The sequence below is a fragment of the Amycolatopsis sp. NPDC114478 genome (assembly GCF_055633805.1).
In genome coordinates this window covers 67,255-84,710 of sequence record NZ_JBVKDO010000018.1, presented here as the reverse complement: position 1 = coordinate 84,710, position 17,456 = coordinate 67,255, and the positions used below count along the sequence as shown (strand labels likewise).

17 protein-coding genes are annotated in these 17,456 nt (G+C 71.2%); 3 read left to right on the top strand and 14 right to left on the bottom strand.

What is annotated here, in order from left to right; genetic code table 11:
• From ACZ7OH_RS37990 to pabB, 10 genes are all read right to left on the bottom strand, one after another.
• Positions 1 to 816 carry an IclR family transcriptional regulator domain-containing protein gene (locus ACZ7OH_RS37990; RefSeq protein WP_470285297.1) on the bottom strand — a complete coding sequence of 272 codons (816 nt, stop codon included), beginning with the start codon at positions 814 to 816 and terminating at the stop codon, positions 1 to 3.
• Positions 817 to 910: 94 nt separating this feature from the next.
• Positions 911 to 2,257, bottom strand: a complete 1,347-nt coding sequence (locus ACZ7OH_RS37985; protein ID WP_470285296.1) for an aldehyde dehydrogenase family protein — start codon at positions 2,255 to 2,257, stop codon at positions 911 to 913.
• Positions 2,257 to 3,360, bottom strand: a complete 1,104-nt coding sequence (locus ACZ7OH_RS37980; RefSeq protein WP_470285295.1) for a phenazine antibiotic biosynthesis protein — start codon at positions 3,358 to 3,360, stop codon at positions 2,257 to 2,259. The genes ACZ7OH_RS37985 and ACZ7OH_RS37980 overlap by 1 nt, the downstream gene beginning before the upstream one ends.
• The gene (locus ACZ7OH_RS37975) at positions 3,344 to 3,904 is read right to left on the bottom strand and encodes a MarR family winged helix-turn-helix transcriptional regulator (RefSeq protein ID WP_470285294.1); all 561 of its coding nucleotides are present in this window, start codon (positions 3,902 to 3,904) and stop codon (positions 3,344 to 3,346) included. Before ACZ7OH_RS37975 ends, ACZ7OH_RS37980 begins: the two co-directional genes overlap by 17 nt.
• On the bottom strand, positions 3,901 to 5,256 hold the full coding sequence (locus ACZ7OH_RS37970) for a class II 3-deoxy-7-phosphoheptulonate synthase (RefSeq protein ID WP_470285293.1): 1,356 nt from the start codon (positions 5,254 to 5,256) through the stop codon (positions 3,901 to 3,903). The genes ACZ7OH_RS37975 and ACZ7OH_RS37970 overlap by 4 nt, the downstream gene beginning before the upstream one ends.
• Positions 5,253 to 6,362: a Glu/Leu/Phe/Val family dehydrogenase gene (locus ACZ7OH_RS37965; RefSeq protein WP_470285292.1), complete on the bottom strand. Its 1,110-nt coding sequence runs from the start codon at positions 6,360 to 6,362 to the stop codon at positions 5,253 to 5,255. Before ACZ7OH_RS37965 ends, ACZ7OH_RS37970 begins: the two co-directional genes overlap by 4 nt.
• A complete protein-coding gene (locus ACZ7OH_RS37960; protein ID WP_470285291.1) occupies positions 6,359 to 7,501 on the bottom strand; it encodes an acyl-CoA dehydrogenase family protein in 1,143 nt (380 codons plus the stop codon). Before ACZ7OH_RS37960 ends, ACZ7OH_RS37965 begins: the two co-directional genes overlap by 4 nt.
• Positions 7,485 to 8,450, bottom strand: a complete 966-nt coding sequence (locus tag ACZ7OH_RS37955; RefSeq protein ID WP_470285290.1) for a diiron oxygenase — start codon at positions 8,448 to 8,450, stop codon at positions 7,485 to 7,487. The genes ACZ7OH_RS37960 and ACZ7OH_RS37955 overlap by 17 nt, the downstream gene beginning before the upstream one ends.
• On the bottom strand, positions 8,428 to 9,225 hold the full coding sequence (locus tag ACZ7OH_RS37950; protein WP_470285289.1) for an aminotransferase class IV: 798 nt from the start codon (positions 9,223 to 9,225) through the stop codon (positions 8,428 to 8,430). Before ACZ7OH_RS37950 ends, ACZ7OH_RS37955 begins: the two co-directional genes overlap by 23 nt.
• Positions 9,222 to 11,315, bottom strand: a complete 2,094-nt coding sequence (gene pabB, locus ACZ7OH_RS37945) for an aminodeoxychorismate synthase component I (protein WP_470285288.1) — start codon at positions 11,313 to 11,315, stop codon at positions 9,222 to 9,224. The genes ACZ7OH_RS37950 and pabB overlap by 4 nt, the downstream gene beginning before the upstream one ends.
• A gap of 400 nt (positions 11,316 to 11,715) precedes the next feature.
• Between pabB and ACZ7OH_RS37940 the strand changes: the two genes are divergently transcribed.
• On the top strand, positions 11,716 to 12,561 hold the full coding sequence (locus tag ACZ7OH_RS37940; protein WP_470285287.1) for a helix-turn-helix transcriptional regulator: 846 nt from the start codon (positions 11,716 to 11,718) through the stop codon (positions 12,559 to 12,561).
• Between the two features lie 461 nt (positions 12,562 to 13,022).
• Here the strand turns inward: ACZ7OH_RS37940 and ACZ7OH_RS37935 are convergent, their stop codons facing one another.
• Both ACZ7OH_RS37935 and ACZ7OH_RS37930 read right to left on the bottom strand, forming a co-directional pair.
• A complete protein-coding gene (locus ACZ7OH_RS37935) occupies positions 13,023 to 13,877 on the bottom strand; it encodes an SDR family oxidoreductase (protein WP_470285286.1) in 855 nt (284 codons plus the stop codon).
• A gap of 128 nt (positions 13,878 to 14,005) precedes the next feature.
• Positions 14,006 to 14,443, bottom strand: coding sequence for a MarR family winged helix-turn-helix transcriptional regulator (locus ACZ7OH_RS37930; RefSeq protein WP_470285285.1), 438 nt, complete (start codon positions 14,441 to 14,443; stop codon positions 14,006 to 14,008).
• 73 nt (positions 14,444 to 14,516) lie between these two features.
• Between ACZ7OH_RS37930 and ACZ7OH_RS37925 the strand changes: the two genes are divergently transcribed.
• Positions 14,517 to 14,888, top strand: a complete 372-nt coding sequence (locus ACZ7OH_RS37925; protein ID WP_470285284.1) for a VOC family protein — start codon at positions 14,517 to 14,519, stop codon at positions 14,886 to 14,888.
• A 15-nt stretch (positions 14,889 to 14,903) separates the two neighbouring features.
• On the opposite strand, the gene ACZ7OH_RS37920 is transcribed toward ACZ7OH_RS37925, so the two are convergent.
• The gene (locus ACZ7OH_RS37920; protein ID WP_470285283.1) at positions 14,904 to 15,782 is read right to left on the bottom strand and encodes a patatin-like phospholipase family protein; all 879 of its coding nucleotides are present in this window, start codon (positions 15,780 to 15,782) and stop codon (positions 14,904 to 14,906) included.
• A 21-nt stretch (positions 15,783 to 15,803) separates the two neighbouring features.
• Positions 15,804 to 16,778, bottom strand: a complete 975-nt coding sequence (locus ACZ7OH_RS37915; RefSeq protein ID WP_470285282.1) for an amidohydrolase family protein — start codon at positions 16,776 to 16,778, stop codon at positions 15,804 to 15,806.
• 148 nt (positions 16,779 to 16,926) lie between these two features.
• On the opposite strand from ACZ7OH_RS37915, the gene ACZ7OH_RS37910 reads away from it, so the two are divergent.
• Positions 16,927 to 17,370, top strand: a complete 444-nt coding sequence (locus ACZ7OH_RS37910; protein WP_470285281.1) for a MarR family winged helix-turn-helix transcriptional regulator — start codon at positions 16,927 to 16,929, stop codon at positions 17,368 to 17,370.
• The last annotated feature ends 86 nt before the right edge of the window (positions 17,371 to 17,456 follow it).

The window sequence follows — 17,456 nt, the reverse complement described above, 5'->3', positions numbered from 1 at the left end:
TCAGACCAACAGCGGTGCGGTGTCCCGCGCCGCCGCGCGGAGTCGTTCCAGGACCGGCCCGGTCATCGTCGTGGCGTCGGTGGCGCCGATCTGCGCGCCCGCGTTGACGGCCGCCACCACCTGGCCGTCCCAGCGGCGCAGCGGCACCGCGACCGAATGGATCGTCGAGTCCGCTTCCTGGACGACGTAGGCGTAACCGTCCGACCGGGCCGTCAGGATGTGCTCGCGCAGCTCCTTCTTGGCCGCCGTCGAATGCTCCGTGTGCCGGACGAGGTCGAGCTTGTCCAGCCGGGCGTCCAGCTCGTCGTCGGGCAGCGCGGCCAGCAGGACCCGGCCGAGCGCGGTGTGCCACGCCGGGAGGCGGAACCCGACGCCGGCGCCGTAGTAGAAGACCTGCTGCGGTGCCGCGCGGGCGACCATCACCGCGTGGTCGTCGTCGAGCACGGCCGTGCTGCACGCGAGGTGCGTCTCGCGGCACAGGCGTTCGCACAACGACTGCGCGACCACCCCGGTCGGGCTCGCCCCCAGGTAGGCGGACGCCAGCTCGAGCACGCGGACCGTCAGCGTGTACTGGCGGCCGCGCAGCTCGAGGTAGCCGAGGTGGACCAGGGTGGTCAGTGAGCGCCGCACGGTCGCACGCGAAAGCCCGACTTCGCGGGCCACGTCGGCGAGCGTCATCTCCCGCCGGTCCGCGGTGAACGCGCGGAGGACGGAGATGCCGCGGGCCAGCGCCTCCGAGAAGTCGGCGGGGTTGGCGCCGGAGGTGAGGGTGCGCTCTTCGCGGCGCGCGGCGTCGTCGGGGTTGAGCCTCGGCAACAGAGTCCTTCCGGCACTCGGGCGAACAGAAGTTCGGTAATCATACATTCGGGGCCGCCGGTGCGGGATCGGTTCCCGCACCGGCGGCCCCGGCTCAGTCCCGCACCACGCCCTTGGTCCGCATCAGGAACTCCGCGAGGAACCCGTCGTGCGGGACGTGCGGACGCATCCAGTGCGTGGGGTGCTCGCCGACGTAGACGTTGCTGATCGACGGCTCCTCCACCAGCCGGTCCACCAGCGCCTCGTCGTCGGTGAAGGCGGTCAGCACCAGCGTGTCGCGCAGCGGGGCGACCCCGTCCTCGGGGGTCCACGGGGCGACCCAGACGCAGGGGAAGCCCATCTCCACCGCGGCCTGCGGCGCGTCCGCCCGGTCGAGCACGTGCACCGCGGGCCGGAGCACCGCGCTGCCGTCGCCCAGGTCCGCGATTCCGCCCGTCAGGGTCTCGGCCCCGCGCGCCGCGGCGGTGACCGCGCGCTCGATCCTCTGCGCGGCCGCCAGCTGCAGCACCGGCAACCGGGCGGTCTCGTCGTCCGGCGGCACGCTCGGCAACGCGGCCAGCCGCTCGGCGATGGCCTCGGCGACCGGCCGGGGATCGCCCCGGACGAACACCGCGGTGGTGTTCACGCAGGCCATCCCGCCCTCGGAGCTGATCGAGCTGAGCACCGTGTCGAGGTGGTCCTCGCCGTCGGCCAGCAGGATCTTCGACCGGCCCGGTCCCTGGGGCAGCACGTCGGTGCTGGTGCCGTACTTGGCGACGACGTCGTCGCCGCCGTAGACCATCGCCAGGTCGGCGCCCGCGATGACGTCGCCCGCGACCGCGTGCTCGGTGGGCAGGAAGACGACGTGGTCGTCCCCGAACCCGGCCGCGCGCAGCGCCGAGACGAGCCGGAACGGCGTGAACGGCTCGCGGCGCGACGGGCGGACGGCGACCCGGTAGCCGAGCGCGAGCGCCTCCAGCCACACCGCGTGGATCCCCGGGTGGTTGCCGGCCGCGTGCACGGCGAACACGTCACCGCGGCGCGCCCACAAGGCGTGCCCCTGCCGGACCACCGGGTCCCGCCACCGCGTGACGGCGCCCAGCGGCCGGGCGTGCTCGACGGTCTTCGGGGCGTCGGCGGCCGCCGACGTGATCACCGAAGCGGCGGCCCGGACGTAGGTGATCGGCATGCCCGAGACCCGGCTGACCGAACGGAGGTACTCCTCGTGCGTCAGCTCGCCGAAGGTGCCGGAGGCGAACAGCTCGGCGGCCCGGGCCAGGGCGTCCGCACGGTCTTCCGGGGCGAGCGGGGCCGCCTTGCGCAACGCCGTCGTCGCGCGGTGGACGTACAGCCCGGGCACCAGGCTCAGTTCGGCCACCGCCGCCCCGGTCACGTCCGGGACGTCCTGGCGGTTGCGGGCGGCGAACGGCCCGCGCGGGCCGAGCGCCGGGATCAGCCGCATCAGTAGACGCCTTCGATGACGGTCTCGTCCTCGAACGTCTCGACCGGCCCGATCGCCGCGACCGAGTCGCCGGGGTGCCCCTCGGGCGCCGCCAGCCGCGTGGCCATGTCGCGCTCGAGGTTGTTCGGCAGCAGCATGCCCTTGCTGACGTGGTTCATGACCACCTGGCCGCGCCGGCCGTACGGAACGGGTTCACGGGTCGCCGGATCGACGACCGAGAACGAGACGTGCGGGGCGAAGGTGTCGAAGACGCAGTCGTCCTCGCCGAGCCCCGTCCGCTCGACCGTGCCGCAGAGGATCATCGTGCTGCCGTAGGACCCCTGGAGCTTCGCGCCGGGGAAGATCTCGGTGCGGAAGAGGTGCCGCGTGTCGGCGTCCATGTGGGCGCCGCCCCACTGGATGAACCGCACCTTCTCGTTGATCAGCGCGACCAGCTCGTCGTTGCGGCTGATCCGCTCCAGCAGCGGCGGCGTCGCGACGAGCACGCCGACGTCCTGGGTGCGCAGGACGAACTCCGCCTGGCCGATGAGGTGCTCGGCGTAGCGGCCGGCCTCGTCGGCGCGGCCTTGGGCGATGCACTTCTTGACCCAGCGCGGGTCCATGTCCACGGTGAACAGCGTGCCGCGGTTGCGCTGGGCCCACAGCTGCATCACGGTGCCGTAGATGTGCGGGCCGGTGGGCATGACGGCCAGGATGTTCGCGTCGGCCGGGCAGCCGCGCTCGGCCATCTTCGCCGTCCAGAACGCGACCCAGCGGTCCATCCAGTCGGCCATGCAGACGACCCGCTTCGGGGCGCCCGTGGTGCCGCCGCTCTCGTACACGCCGAACGGCTTGACGCCCTCGCCGTACCCGCGGGGCACCAGCTCCTCGACCGGTACGTCGCGCAGCTCGTTGACGACGTTGGGGAACAGCGTCAGGTCGGCGACGCCGCGGACGTCCGTGCGCGGGTCGAACTCCAGGGACTTGGCCTTTTCGAGCCAGTAGGGCGACCCCGTCTCCGGGCCGAAGTGCCACTGCATCGCGGCCTGCACGTACTCGTCGGCGCCCGGGACGCGGTCGGCGGGGTGGTCGAGGATCTCCGTCACATCAGCAGCGAGCGACATTGCGCCTTTCCTCCTGGTGGTGGTGGTCGTGGGTGGGTGCCGGCCGGAAGTCGCCGGCGGCCCTGCGCACCTTGGTGAGCAGGTCGGTCAGCGTCCGGGCCTGCGCGGGCGTGAGACCCGCGAGACCGAACCGGATGCCGATCACGGTGGTGGTCGCGGCGGCCAGGACGTCGTGGCCCGCCGCGGTCAGTTCGACCAGCGTGGTGCGCCGGTCGCCGGCGTCGGGGACGCGCCGGACCAGGTCGTCGCCCTCCAGCCGGTCGACGATGTTGGTGACGCTGGTCGGGTGCAGCTGCAGCCGCCGCCCCATCACCGACATGGCGAGCCGGCCGGTGCGGGCGAAGGACAGCAGGACCAGCGCCTCGTACCGGGCGAAGGTGATGCCGTGGCGGGCCAGGGCCGCGTCCACCTCGCGCTGCAGGATCTGCTGGACGCGCATCACGTTGGTGACCGCCGCCATCGCCGTCGGGTCGCCGATCCGGCCGCCCCAGAGCTCGGCGGCCCGCGCGATCGGGTCGAAGGACAGCGGCACGGCCGGGCTCACCACGGCTTCCGCCGCCCCGCGGGCACCGGTTCCGGGTGGATCATCTCGGCCACCAGGAACGCGAGGTCGAGCGCCTGGCTCCGGCTGAGCCGCGGGTCGCAGGCGGACTCGTAGCTCTTCAGCAGGTCGTCGAAGCCCAGCTCGTCCCCGCCGCCGAGGCACTCGGTCACGTCGTCGCCGGTGAGTTCGACGTGGATGCCGCCGGGGTGGGTCCCCAGCGCCTTGTGCACCTCGAAGAAGCCGGACACCTCGTCGAGGATGTCGGTGAACCGCCGGGTCTTGTGCCCGCTCGGTGCCTCGAAGGTGTTGCCGTGCATGGGATCGCACGTCCACACGACCTGCGCGCCGGTGCCGGTCACCCGCTCCACGAGGTCGGGCAGCCGGTCGCGGACGCGGCCGGCCCCCATCCGGACGATGAAGGTCAGCCGGCCCGGCCGGCGGTCGGGGTCGAGCCGGTCGATGAGCCGCAGCGCCGTTTCGGGCGTGGTCGCCGGCCCGAGCTTGACGCCGATCGGGTTGGCGATCGAGGAGAAGTAGGCCACGTGCGCGCCGTCGACGTCCCGGGTCCGCTCGCCGATCCACAGCATGTGCCCGCTGCCGGCGTAGTCGCGGCCGGTCCGCGGGTCCCGGCGGGTGAGCGCCTTCTCGTAGTCGAGCAGCAGTCCTTCGTGGCTGGCGAACAGCTGGGTGCTGTGCAGCTCCGCCGGGTCGACGCCGCAGGCGTGCATGAACGACATCGCCTGGTCGATCCGGCGCGCGAGGTGCTCGTAGCGCCGCCCGGCGGGGGAGCGGAAGACGAAGTCGCGGTTCGACTCGTGGGCCCGCGCCAGGTCCGCGCCGCCGCCGTCGGCGAACGAGCGCAGCGCCCGCAGCGTTTCCGCCGAGCAGTCGTACATCCGCCGCAGCCGCCGCGGGTCGGGCGTCCGGGCGGCTTCGGTGAACTCGAAGCCGTTGACCGCGTCGCCGCGGTAGGCGGGCAGGGTCACCCCGTTCCGCGTCTCGGTGGGTTTCGACCGCGGCTTGGCGTACTGCCCGGCGATCCGGCCGACCTTGACCACCGGCAGCGCCGACGCGTAGGTGAGGATCACGGCCATCTGCAGCAGCAGCCGCATCTTCCGGTGCACGTCACCGGCCGACGAGCTGCCGAACCGCTCGGCGCAGTCGCCGCCCTGCAGCAGGAACGCCTCCCCGCGGGCCACCGCGGCGAGCCGGCCGGTCAGCTGGTCGCATTCGCCCGGCGCCACCAGGCCCGGTACCTCGCCGAGGTCGTCGAGCACGGCCGCGAGCAGGTCGCCGTCGGGCCAGTCCGGTTGCTGCAGCGCCGGTCCGGGGAGCTGGAGGGACTTGGTCACCGGGCACCGCCCGTCGTGGTCACCGGCGTCGCCAGCCGGGAGCGCAGGGACCGGACCGCGCCGACCTCCCGCATCCGCTCCTCGGCGAGCAGGTCCGCGGCGGTCGCCGGCGGGACCGCCCGTTCGCCGGCGATCCGGAAGATCCGCGAGGTCGTGTCGCGGATGCCGCGGACCCGCGCTTCGGCCCGGGTGAAGTCGAACCCGGACAGCTCGTCCGCCACCTGGACCAGACCGCCGGAGTTGACGACGTAGTCGGGCGCGTAGAGGATTCCGCGGTCGTGGAGGAGCTTCGCCACGCCGTCGTCGGCGAGCTGGTTGTTGGCCGCGCCGCACACGACGGACGCCGACAGCGCTTCCACGAGCGCCGGCGTCAGCACGCCGCCGAGCGCGCAGGGCGCGTAGACGTCGAGATCGGCGGCGGCCAGCTCGGCGCGTCCCGCCACGGCTTCGACGCCCGGGTGGGCGGCCTGCACCCGCTCGAGCGCCGCACTGTCCACATCGGACACGACGACGGTCGCCCCGTTTTCCACGAGCAGGCCGACCAGCCGGGCGCCGACCTTGCCGACGCCTTCGACGCCGACGCGGCGGCCGTAGAGGGCGGGGTTGCCCCACCGGTGTTCGGCCGCGGCGAACAGTGCCTGCAGGACGCCGTACGCCGTGAGGATCGAGGAGTCGCCGGCGCCGCCGAACTCCGGCGACCGGCCGGTCACGTAGGCGCACTCCCGCGCCACGACGTCCATGTCCGCGGGGAACGTCCCGACGTCGCAGGCGGTGATGTAGCGCCCGCCGAGGCTGGCGACGAAGGCGCCGTAGGCGCGCAGCAGCGCTTCGGACTTGTCCTTCGCCGGATCCCCGATGATGACGGCCTTGCCGCCGCCGAGGTCGAGGCCGGCCAGCGCGCTCTTGTAGGCCATCCCGCGCGAGAGTGCGAGAACGTCGGCCAGCGCGTCCTCTTCGGACTCGTAGGGGTGGAACCGGGTGCCGCCCAGCGCCGGGCCGAGCGTCGTCGAGTGGACGGCGATGATGGCCTTGAGGCCGCTGCGGACGTCTTGGCAGAACACGACCTGCTCGTGTTCGGAGCCGCTGTCGAAGATGACGGTTCTCATCGGGTTCCCTCCCGGAGGGTGCGGGCCACGATCAGGCGCATGATCTCGTTCGTGCCTTCGAGGATCCGGTGCACGCGCAGGTCCCGGACGATCTTCTCGATGCCGTACTCGGCCAGGTAGCCGTAGCCGCCGTGCAGCTGGAGCGCGCCGTCGGCGACGGCGAACCCCGCGTCGGTGGCCACCCGCTTGGCCATGGCGCACAACCGGAGCGCGTCCTCGTCCCCGTCGTCGAGGGCGCGCGCCGCCCGCCACAGCAGCGAGCGCGCGGACTCCAGCTCGGTGGCCATGTCCGCCAGCCGGAACTGCAGTGCCTGCGCCTCGATCAGCGGGTGCCCGAAGGCACTGCGGTCGGTCAGGTAGGCGACGGTCCGGCGCAGCGCTTCCGCGCCGCCGCCCAGCGAGCAGGCTCCGATGTTGAGCCGGCCGCCGTTGAGCCCGCTCATCGCGATCCGGAACCCGGCGCCCTCCGGCCCGAGCCGCCGGGTGACCGGCACCCGGACGTCCTCGAAGACCACCTGCCGCGTCGGCTGGGCCTTCCAGCCCATCTTGCGTTCTTCCGGCCCGAAGGACAGCCCCGGGTCGTCGCGTTCGACGAGCACGGCGGAGATCCCGCCGGGACCGGGAGCGCCGGTGCGGGCCATGACGAGGTAGACGTCCGACGTGCCGGCCCCGGAGATGAACTGCTTGGTGCCGTTGAGGACGTAGTGGTCGCCGTCGCGGCGGGCGGAGGTGCGCAGGGCCGCCGCGTCCGAGCCCGCCCCGGGTTCGGTGAGGCAGTAGCTCGACAGGAACTGCATCGAGCACAGGTGCGGCAGGTAGCGGTCGCGCTGGGCGCGGTCGCCGTAGGCGTCGACGACCCAGGCGACCATGTTGTGGATGGACAGGTAGGCGGCGACGGACGGACAGCCCGCGGCGAGCGCCTCGAAGACGAGCAGACCGTCCATCCTGGACAGTCCGCTGCCGCCCGCGTCTTCGCGGACGTAGATCCCGCCCATGCCCAGCTGGGCCGCCTTGCGCAGGACGTCGACCGGGAACGTGTGGTGCTCGTCCCACTCGACCGCCTGCGGCGCGAGGTATTCGGCGGCGAACTGCTCCGCGGTCCTGGCGATCGCCAGCTGGTCGTCAGTGAGCACGGGCATCGCCGGGCTGCTTCCGCTGGCGGGTCAGGTCCACGAGGTCGTCGCTGATCCCGAGGTCGTTCAGGAGCAGCTGCAGCGGCCCGGTGTCGCGGGCCGGTGCCGGGCGGTCCGCGGCCCAGGCGGCCAGGTCGTCCGGGCCGATGCCGAGCCCGCCCTCGGCGGCGACCAGCACCCACGGCTCGAAGTCCGCCGCGCGGAAGGCCGTCAGGCCGCGCACCAGCGCGTCCCGGAACAGGTCCTGGTCGGCCGCGTCGAGACCGCGGTAGAGCGAGCCGCACAGTTCGCGGAACACGACCGCGTGCCCGCTCTCGTCCCGCCGGTGCAGGTCGGTGGTGATCCGGTTCATCGGCTGGATGTCCTCGGCCGACGCCAGCGTCGAGAGGAACCCGCTGATCGTCGTCTCGGCCGCCAGCGAGAAGGCGATCTCGACGAGGTCCCGCTCGAACCCGGACGTGCCGGCCCGCGCTTCTTCGAGGCCGCGGACCACCGACCAGCTCTTCGGGTCGAACTCGAGGTCCTCGAGGTCACGGCGGCGGCGCGTCACGCCGACGGCGTTGTGGCACATCAGGATGTGGTAGTGCTCGTCGATGATCGTCTGGTGCAGGGCCGCGACCGCGTTGTCGTCGCCGCGCACGGGCAGGCGCCCGGTCAGCATGAGCCGGCAGGCCGGGAGGATGACCTCGTCCTCGATCGCCGCGGTCTTCGCGTTGTAGGCGATCCAGGAGGCGGCCAGGATCCGGCGCCGGTCGTCGTGCTCGAGCTTCTCGGCGCCGGGCAGGTCGAGCACCGGGACGAGGTGCTCCGGGAAGTCCGGCATCCCGGGGTCGAAGTGGCCGTCGAGGTCGAGTTCGTCCTTCTTCACCGCGACCCGGCGGCTCCAGCGCCGGGCCAGCTCGCCGAGCAGGTCGCGTTCGAACGCGGGGCGCTCAGTGGTGGACTCGATGGGCATCGGTACCGCTTCCTTCGGTCAGGGGGACAGAGAGGTCGTCCAGGTGCCGCTGCCACCGGCCCGGCGGCCGGACCGGTGGCGCTTCGGCGAGCCCGGCCCAGCCGGTCACCGGCCGGATGCCGTGCAGGGCGTTGACCGCCCAGACCGGGAGGTCCGCCAGCTCCGCGGGCGTGGCCTCCGCCTCCGCCACGGGGGTCCCCGCCGCCTCGGCGGCGGCCACCAGCAGCCGCCGGGTCACCCCGGGCAGCACGGTTTCCGCGGGCGGCACGCAGAGCGTGTCCGCCCGCCACCAGACGAGGCTGGTCGTGCCGCCTTCGAGCACGTGGCCCGACGGCGAGACGAGCGCCGCTTCGTCCGCGCCCGCGGCTCGCGCGGCCACGCGCACCTCGGCCAGCCACGGCAGGTCGGGACCCTTGACGCCCGGCTCCCGCCGCCGGTCGGCGCACGCCCACAGGCGCACCACGGCGGTGCGCGGCGGCGCCTGCCGCACGAGCAGGCGGAAACCGGGTTCGCCGTTTTCCCGGACGAGTTCCACGCGCGGGAACCAGCGGCCGGGGTACGGGATCGTCCGGACGGCGGCGTCGAAGAACCGGCCGACGTCGCCGTCCGACGGCCCGAACCGCCGGCAGGACGCGGAGAACCGCCGCCGGTGCTCGGCGAGACCGCGTGCCCGGCCGTCCTCGACCAGCCAGGAGTCGACGACTTCGACCTCGGCCGGCCGGTCGGTGGGCGTCAGCCGACCGGGTCCGGGCAGCCACCGCCAGGTGCTGGTCACGAGGTGGTCCCGGGGTCCGACGACACGGCGGGTGCCCGGTAGGCCCGCAGCGGCGCCATCGCCTTGAGGAGCATTTCCTCGTACTCCTCGCGGGTGTCGGAATCCAGCACGATCGCCCCGCCCGCGCCGATGGTCAGCCGGTCGCCCTGGCGGACCGCGGTGCGGATGACGATGTTGAGGTCCGTCCCGCCGGTGAGCCCGAAGAACCCGAGCGTGCCCGAGTAGACGCCCCGGGCCTCGGTCTCCAGCCGGTCGATGATCTCCATCGTGCGCTGCTTCGGCGCCCCCGTCATCGAGCCGCCGGGGAAGCAGTGCCGCACGGTCGCCATCGGCGTGACGTCCGGCTTGAGCACCCCGCGCACGGTCGAGACGAGCTGGTGCACCGTCTGGTAGCTCTCCACCGCCATGAACGGGTCGACGTGCACCGTGCCGATCTCGCACACCTGGCCGAGGTCGTTGCGCAGCAGGTCCACGATCATCAGGTTCTCGGCCTGCGTCTTGGCGCTCGCGGCGAGCTCGGCGGCGATCCGGGCGTCCTGCTCCGGGTCCGGGTGCCGCGGCGCGGTGCCCTTGATCGGCTTGCTCTGCACATTGCGATCCCGCTCGATCTTGAGGAAGCGCTCGGGCGAGGAGCAGAAGACGGAGACGTCTTCCACGCGCAGGAACGCCGAGTAGGGCGCCGGGTTCACGCGTCGCAGCCTGCGGTAGAACGACGCGTCGTCCTCGTTGAAGGGGACCGTGAGCTGGTTGGTGAGGCAGATTTCGTAGCTCTCGCCCCGGATCAGCTGGCGGCGGCACTCCTCGATGTCCGCTTCGTACCGGTCCTGCCCGCGCACGAGGTGGTCGGCGGCTTCGGTCTCCCCGGTGGTCACCTCGGCCGGCTCGGGCGCGGCGGCGGCCGGCAGGTCGATCAGGCGCGCCGCGGTCCGGTCCAGCCAGGCCACCGCGTCGTCGCGGCCCGCCTGGTCGTGCACGGCCACGACGTAGGTGATGCCTTCCTCGTGGTCGATCGCCACCAGCCGGTCGGCGAAGATCCAGGCGGCGTCCGGGGTCGGCGCCGTGTGCCGGACGTTGCCGCCGCACTCCGCCTTCAGCTCGTAACCGAAGTAACCGACGTAACCGCCCGTCAGGTCGAACGGCAGGTGGGTCTCGGGCAGCCGGCGGAGCCGCAGGCGGTCTTCCAGGACGTCGAAGATGGTGCCGGCGGCGACCCGGACGCCGTCGGCGTCGCGCACCTTGACCGCGCCGGAGCCGAGCCGGTAGGTCAGGACTTCGCTGAGCGGGCCCGAGGTGTCGCCCAGGAAGGAGAACCGGGACAGCCCGGGTTCCACCCGGCTGCTGTCGAGCCAGTAGCAGTTCGGCGAGTCCGCGAACAGCGCGCCGAAGATCGCTTCCGCGTCGGCCTCGGTCGGGACGACCGTGCTCAGCAGGCGGAGGTCCGCCACCGGGGCGCCGTCCGGTTCGACCGCGGCCCGGGCGGCTTCGGTGCCGGCCGGGGTGGCCGTCGTGCGGTGGCGGCGGGTCAGCTCGGCGAAGTTGCGGACGAGCTCGCGTCCGAAGCCGGAGGCGATCGACTCGGGGTGGAACTGCACGCCCCAGCGCGGCCGGGTCCGGTGCCGCATCGCCATCACGACGCCGTCGTCGGCGGTGGCGGTGACGTCCAGTTCCGGCGGCAGGGGCTCGGCCACGCACAGCGAGTGGTAGCGGACGGCGACGAACTCGGCCGGGATCCCGGCGAACAGGTCGTCTCCGGTGTGCGTGATCTTGGCCAGGTGACCGTGCCGCGGCTCGGGCGCGGCGACGACGTCGGCGCCGGCCACGTGGCCGATGATCTGGTGCCCGAGGCACACGCCGAGGACCGGCAGCGTGGTGCGGCGCAGGAGGTCGGCGACGAGCCCGACGTCCCGCGGGTTCTGCGGCCGGCCCGGTCCGGGCGAGATGACGACGTTGTCGAAGTCCGCCAGCCGCAAGCTGGCCAGCGCCGGGTCGTCGTTGACGACGACCGTCGGCTCGGTGCCGTTGACCTCGGCGATCAGCTGGAAGAGGTTGAAGGTGTACGAGTCGTGGTTGTCCAGAAGCAACGTTCGCAATCAGGGCTCCCGTGTCCGATCGGCAGTGTCCGCGCGGCGTGGCGGTGGTTGCCGGGTGGAAGGCGCGTTCGCCGGTTCGGGGGCGGCGGCGCGGGTGAGTGGTCGCCCGAGGCCGGATCCGAGGTGGGGCCAGTCCCGCCATTGGAACCAACTTGCTGCGCCTACCCGAGCATTCTTACAGGAGTGAACGCGGCGGAATATGGAAGAAGTTATGCTGGTTCTCGCAGCACCATGTTAGCTAGCCACATCGTCCGCATTCGTCACACCGAATCACCGCGCGGGGCGGTGAATCCATCCGACGTACGGCAACAGTTAACCTCAAGGCTTCGCGGCTAATGGGCGACGCGGTTATCGGGCGTAAAACGGACACGAACTCATGGTTTTCGATCGAGGGGCAGCGATGGCAGACCAGGCGCACCGACAGGAGCTCGCGGCGTTCTTGCGGGCCCGCCGCAACCGCCTCAAGCCGGCCGACGTCGGCATCCCGAGTGGCGGGCGGCGGCGCACACCGGGGCTTCGGAGGGAGGAGGTCTCGCAGCTCACCGGCGTGAGCGTGACCTGGTACACCTGGCTCGAGCAGGCGCGCAACATCACCGTCAGCCGCCAGGTCCTCGACAGCCTCGCCACCGGCCTCCAGCTCGACGAAGTCGAGCGTCAGCACCTGTTCGCCCTGGCCGCGACCCCGCTTCCGCTGAGCCAGCAAACGACTTCACCGAGCGCCAGCCTGCGCCGGCTGCTCGAGGTCCTGAACCCCCACCCGGCCTACCTGGTCAGCCCGAGTTGGGACCTGCTGGCCTGGAACGACGCCGAGGTCGGCCTGATCGGCGACCCGGAACGGCTCCCGGAGGCCGAGCGCAACATCATCCGGATGATGTTCGCCGACACCTCGCTGCGCCGGCTCCTGGTGAACTGGCGCGTGCAGGCGGCGAGCCTGCTCGGGCAGTTCCGCGTGGACGCGGGCAAGTACGTCGGCGATCCGCGGTTCGACCAGCTCAGCAACGAGCTGTGCGCGACCAGCGAGATCTTCCGCGCGATGTGGGACAGCCACGACGTCGGCGGTTTCGGGTCCACCCGGTGGGAGTTCGACCACCCGCGGCTGGGGCTGCTGACCGTGGACTACGTGCGCATGGCCGCGCTGGACTCGCCCGAAATCCGCCTGTTCACCTGCATGCCCGCCGACGAGTCGACGGCGGCGAAGCTGCCCTCGCTCCTCCAGGAGGAGGCCGTGGAGATGTACGTCGGCTGAGCCCGGTCACCACCTTGCCGGGGCGGCCGCACCGCTATAGTCTTGTCACAAGAGACAACATTGGTTCGGTAATCGAACGCATGGAGGTGATCCGGTCCGCTCGAGAGCGCCTCGGGCACTTCGGGCGCTGCATGCGACCCGGGGTGATTTCCGGCCCTGTCCTGCCTTTTCGGCCGTGCCGTGAATCGACCCGAATTTCGGGCCGAAAGTGCACAGTGCGGCGTACGTTCACGCAACGTCGATTGTCCGGCGATGAACCGCTTTGAAAGCTGCTATTGTCCGCGCCGCAAACGTGGGTCGGGTGATCACCACCGGAGATTCGCGGAACGGTCGATTCGTCGACACCTCGTTGCGGTCCGAGAGAATCGTCGTCCGGTGTTCGCCGGAGTTTTTTCCTGCGCACTTTGTGCGGCTTTTCCTCCGCCGGGGTGGCCCCGGCGGCGGGGCCACCCCGGGAGTCGTCAGCCGAAGACCTCGCGATGGTCGACGGCGAACTCGCGGAAGCTGACGGGCGGTCGTCCGGTGAGCGTCTCGACCGTCGGTGTCACGGTCTCGGCGCCGCCGTCGAGGTAGAAGTTGCACACCCCGACGAGGGCTTCGGCCTCGAAGGCCGGCACGCCGAACTGGGGGAGCAGGGTGAGCGCCTGTTCGTTGGACAGGCCGGTGTAGGTGATCGGCCGCCCGAGCACGTCCGACAGCACCCCCGCCGCGTCCTCGTAGGTCAGCGCCTCCGGGCCGGTGAGGGCGTAGGCCTGGCCGGCGTGGCCGTCTTCGGTGAGCGCGCGCACGGCGACGCGGGCCACGTCGCGGACGTCGACGAAAGCGATCGGACCGCGGATGAGTGGACTGGCGAACGAATTCGCCGAACGGATGCTTACGGCCCAGTTTCGCGAGAAGGTCTGCATGTAGAAATTCGCGCGCAGGAAGGTCCAGTCGACCGGGGATTCTTCCAGCATGCGTTCGACCGGGCGGTGCAGTCGGGCGATCGGCGTCAATTCTTCGTCCGCCCGCCACAACGACTGCTTGACGATGTGGTCGACCCCCGCGTCGACGGCGGCCCGGACGACGTTCGACTCCTGCCGGGTCTGCTCCGGACTCATCGCGCCGAGCAGGAAAACCCTTGACACGCCAGGCAAAGCGGCAGCGATGCTGTCCGGGTCGGCCAGCTCGACGGTGACCGCGTCGATGCCGTCGGCGGCCGCTTTGCGAGCCGCTTCCGGCGAGTGGTACGCGGCGCGAAACGGAACACCCGCGGCGGTCAGTTCGGTGACGAGAGCGGATCCCACGTTACCGCCCGCGCCTGTGATCAGAATCACGAGAATGCCTTTCTTGTGGCGTCATGTGATTACCCGTGAAGGGTAGCGCACGACAGCCGACACGGACGGCGGAAATGCGCCCGGATCAGTACCGTGGAGATTGCCGCGCCGGGGGCGGGGTTGCGTGGTCAGTCCTCGCCCTCGAGGGTGTCGACGATCGCGTGCAGGCTGTTGAGCAGCTGCGAGTGCTCGGGAGCTTTCGCGATCGCTTCCATGGCGAACTGGACCGGCTCGAGCGATCGCCGTGCCTCGAGAACCGCTTGCTCTCCGCGCTCCGTGAGGTGAGCCGGACGGGCCCGTCCACTCGTGGCGGTGGCGGACCGCTCCACGAGACCCCGGCGCTGCAGCCCGCGCAGCACGTCGTTCATCGACTGCGCCGTCACGAACACGCCCCTCGCGAGCTGCGCGTTCGTCTGCGCCGGTTCGCGGTGGAGGAGTTCCAGGCACGAGTACTGCGGCACCGTCAGCCCGCAGGGCCGCAGGGCGCTGTCCATCGCGGCGTTCAGTGCCGTCTGCGCCTGCTTCAGCACGTAGCCGAGGTCGTCGTTCAAGGGTTTCCCGCTCACCTCTTGCACGATATCAGGATCCTGACATAGGCTGGCTATATCAGGGTCCTGATATACAGAGACGGAGAACAGCATGCGCGCCACCGGCCCCAGCTTCATCGCACTTCAGGTCGCGGATCTCCAGGCGTCGGCCGCTTTCTACGAGGACCGGCTCGGTCTCGTCCGGGCCGGCGGCGGGCCACCGCACGCCGTCGTCTTCGACACCTCACCCCTTCCCTTCGCGGTCAGGGAACCGCTTCCCGGCTTCGACCCGGCGGCTGCCCAGCCGTCGCCGGGAGCGGGTGTGGTGCTGTGGTTGGAAGTCGACGACGTCCAGCAGGCTCATGATCGGCTCGCCGAGTCCGGGGTGCCGATCGTGGCGCCGCCGTCGCTCAGTCCATTCGGGCCGATGTTCACCTTCCGTGATCCCGATGGTTACGCCGTCACACTTCACAGCCGCGCATAGGAAGAGGGGACGGGCTCAGGAGTTCCAGGCGGACCGGATCGTCTCGAACTCGCGCGAAGCCTGCCGCTCACCGATCTGAAGGGCGTACACGGCGAGGTTCGGGTCCATCAACATGTCCGCCGGAGCTTCGATTTCACTGAAGTCCGCTTCGATCGCCAGCACCCGCGCGGTGTCACGCAGCCGGGCCAGTTCCTCGTTCGCCCCGGCGATGGAGGTGGCCAGAGCGCTGTCACCCGGCGACCCCAGTGGGTGACACGAAAGCACGACGACCACATCGGACGGCGGGGCGGCCGGGAGGTTCAGGTGGCTGAGAACGCCACCGTCCATGTGGTGGCGTCCCTCGATGACGACGGTGGGGAACAGCAAGGGTACGGAACAGCTGGCGGCCACGGCATTCCGCAGCGCGACCCCGGATTCTTGGCCCCACACAAAGAGATCGCCGGTCTCGATGTCGATCGACGTGCATCGGAAGCCGGCCGGCCACGTGATGTCGTCCAGCGAGCTGAACAGCGCGTTGTAGGCATCGCGGGAGAGCGTGTTCGCCTCCTGCGCCGCACGGCCGATGAGCCTGAGCGCCTGCCGCGGATCGTTCCCGAAGTTCGCTTGGCGCAACGCGTTCAAGAAAGCCGCGTTGCCCGACGCGAGGAGGTCGGGGGCGACGCCCTGCCCGAGTGCGGCGAGGCCGGCGAGGGCGTCGGTGACCTCGCGGCCGCCGGCCAGGAGCGCGCCGACGAGAGCGCCGGCGGAAGTGCCCACGATCGTCTCGGCTCCGGCCAAGTCGATACCGGACTTGCGCAGTCCCGTCAGAAAGCCGATCTGCCAACCGACGCCGACGGCGCCGCCTCCGCCGAGCACCAGGGAGCGCGTGGGTGAACCAAACCGTGAGGAAGCCATTTCGTCCTTGAGGGGAGGGATTCAGAGCGCGAGGCCGTAGAGCGCCGCCGCGTTGGCGGAGGAGAACTTTCGCCGGTCTTCGTCGGAGTCGAAGTGGTCGAGGAAGGAGCCGATCTCGTCCCGGCTCGGGTGCTGGAAGGGGTAGTCGGTGGAGAAGAGCACCCGGTCGACGGTCGTCACGGAGAGGGCGTGGCGCAGCAAAGCCGGGTTGAGCATGCCGGAGGCGGTGATGTGGAAGTTCGTCCGGATGTAGTGCGAGACCGGATGCTGAAGGTCGGCGACGCGCGCGAGGCTGTCTGCGCGGTCCAGCCAGAACAGCAGCATCTCTCCCCAGTGACCCAGTACGACCTGCAGCGCGGGGTGGCGGTCGAAGGTGCCGCGCAGGATGAGCCGGAGTGCCGCGGTCGCGGTGTCGACGTGCCAGCCCCACCCGAAGGTGGCCAGCGCGAGATCGGTCAGGTCGCCAAGACCTCGGTAAGAGGCGTCGCGGACGCTGTCCGAGGGAATCTGGGGGTGGATGAACACCGGCTGGCCGAGGTCGGCCGCCGCGGCGAAGAACTCGTCGTAGGCCGGATCGTCGAGAAAGCGCTTGCCGGAGCGGCCGTAGACCATGGTCCCGACGTGGCCGAGGCTCTTCGCCCGCACGAGTTCGTCGACGACGTGCTCCGGAGAGGACATGGGCAGGGTCGACAGCGCCCGGAATCGCGCCGGATTCCTGCCGACGGCCGCCGCGGCGAGGTCGTTCGCGGTGCGGCTCAACCGCACGGCTTCCCCGGGCGGTAGCGACTGGGTTCCCGGAGGGGTCAGGGCGAGGACGGAGACGTCGATGCCTTGGGCGTCCATGGCGGCGATGCGGCCCTCGTCCAGGTCCGTCAGGCGCTGCGAATGGTCGCCCAGCTCGTTGAAGGCCAGGCTCTCGTCCGGGTGCGGCATGGCTTCGAGCGCGGTGGTGAGAGCCGGGGAGATCCAATGCTCCTCGATGGCGACGAGAGTCACGGTCGATCCTTTGCGCAGGTCAGGGCCTTGTCCGGCAAGGCCGCACGGATGCCTATCAGATGACAGCAAAGCTACGACTCAAGCAGTTACCTGTCAAGTGATAGCATTCATGTGACAGCGATCCACCGCGACCGGAGGTTCTGACGGGATGGACGACGAGCAAGCGTCGAGGCTGTTCGAACTCGCCGACCTGGTCCTCGCCGTGGGCCGGCACATCGCGGCGGCCAAGGGGGCCGAGATCGAGTCGGGAACCCCGCTCCAGGGAGCGGTGATGCGCTACATCGACCGCAACCCGGGAACCACGGCCAGTGCGGCCGCCGAGGCCACTCAGCTGATCTCGAGCAACTTCAGCCGGGCGGTGCGCGGACTCGAGGCGGCAGGTCTCGTGCGGCGGGACGTCGACCGGCACGACGCCCGGCGCGTTCGCCTTTACCCCACCGAGAAAGCAGGGGAGAACCTGCGGCGGTTGCGTACCGCCTGGAGCCAGCTGCTCGAGGGGACCGTTGCCGACGATGGCGAGGTCGACGCCGCGATCGCCACTCTGCGCAAGATCGAAACCGGCCTGGTCGCCCGCATCCACGACGGGGGCTGAGGCTCCGGCGGGACGCGGGGTGCGCCCCTTGCGGACCCGGTCGCGGTCATATACTTTACGACCGTAAAGGTTAACGACCTGCGTCG

Coding starts and splice junctions, on each gene's coding strand:
- ACZ7OH_RS37910 (WP_470285281.1), top strand. CDS start 16,927: ATGGACGACGAGCAAGCGTCGAGGCTGTTCGAACTCGCCGACCTGGTC.
- ACZ7OH_RS37920 (WP_470285283.1), bottom strand. CDS start 15,782: ATGGCTTCCTCACGGTTTGGTTCACCCACGCGCTCCCTGGTGCTCGGC.
- ACZ7OH_RS37960 (WP_470285291.1), bottom strand. CDS start 7,501: ATGCCCGTGCTCACTGACGACCAGCTGGCGATCGCCAGGACCGCGGAG.
- ACZ7OH_RS37965 (WP_470285292.1), bottom strand. CDS start 6,362: ATGAGAACCGTCATCTTCGACAGCGGCTCCGAACACGAGCAGGTCGTG.
- ACZ7OH_RS37940 (WP_470285287.1), top strand. CDS start 11,716: ATGGCAGACCAGGCGCACCGACAGGAGCTCGCGGCGTTCTTGCGGGCC.
- ACZ7OH_RS37955 (WP_470285290.1), bottom strand. CDS start 8,450: ATGCCCATCGAGTCCACCACTGAGCGCCCCGCGTTCGAACGCGACCTG.
- ACZ7OH_RS37980 (WP_470285295.1), bottom strand. CDS start 3,360: ATGTCGCTCGCTGCTGATGTGACGGAGATCCTCGACCACCCCGCCGAC.
- ACZ7OH_RS37925 (WP_470285284.1), top strand. CDS start 14,517: ATGCGCGCCACCGGCCCCAGCTTCATCGCACTTCAGGTCGCGGATCTC.
- ACZ7OH_RS37985 (WP_470285296.1), bottom strand. CDS start 2,257: ATGCGGCTGATCCCGGCGCTCGGCCCGCGCGGGCCGTTCGCCGCCCGC.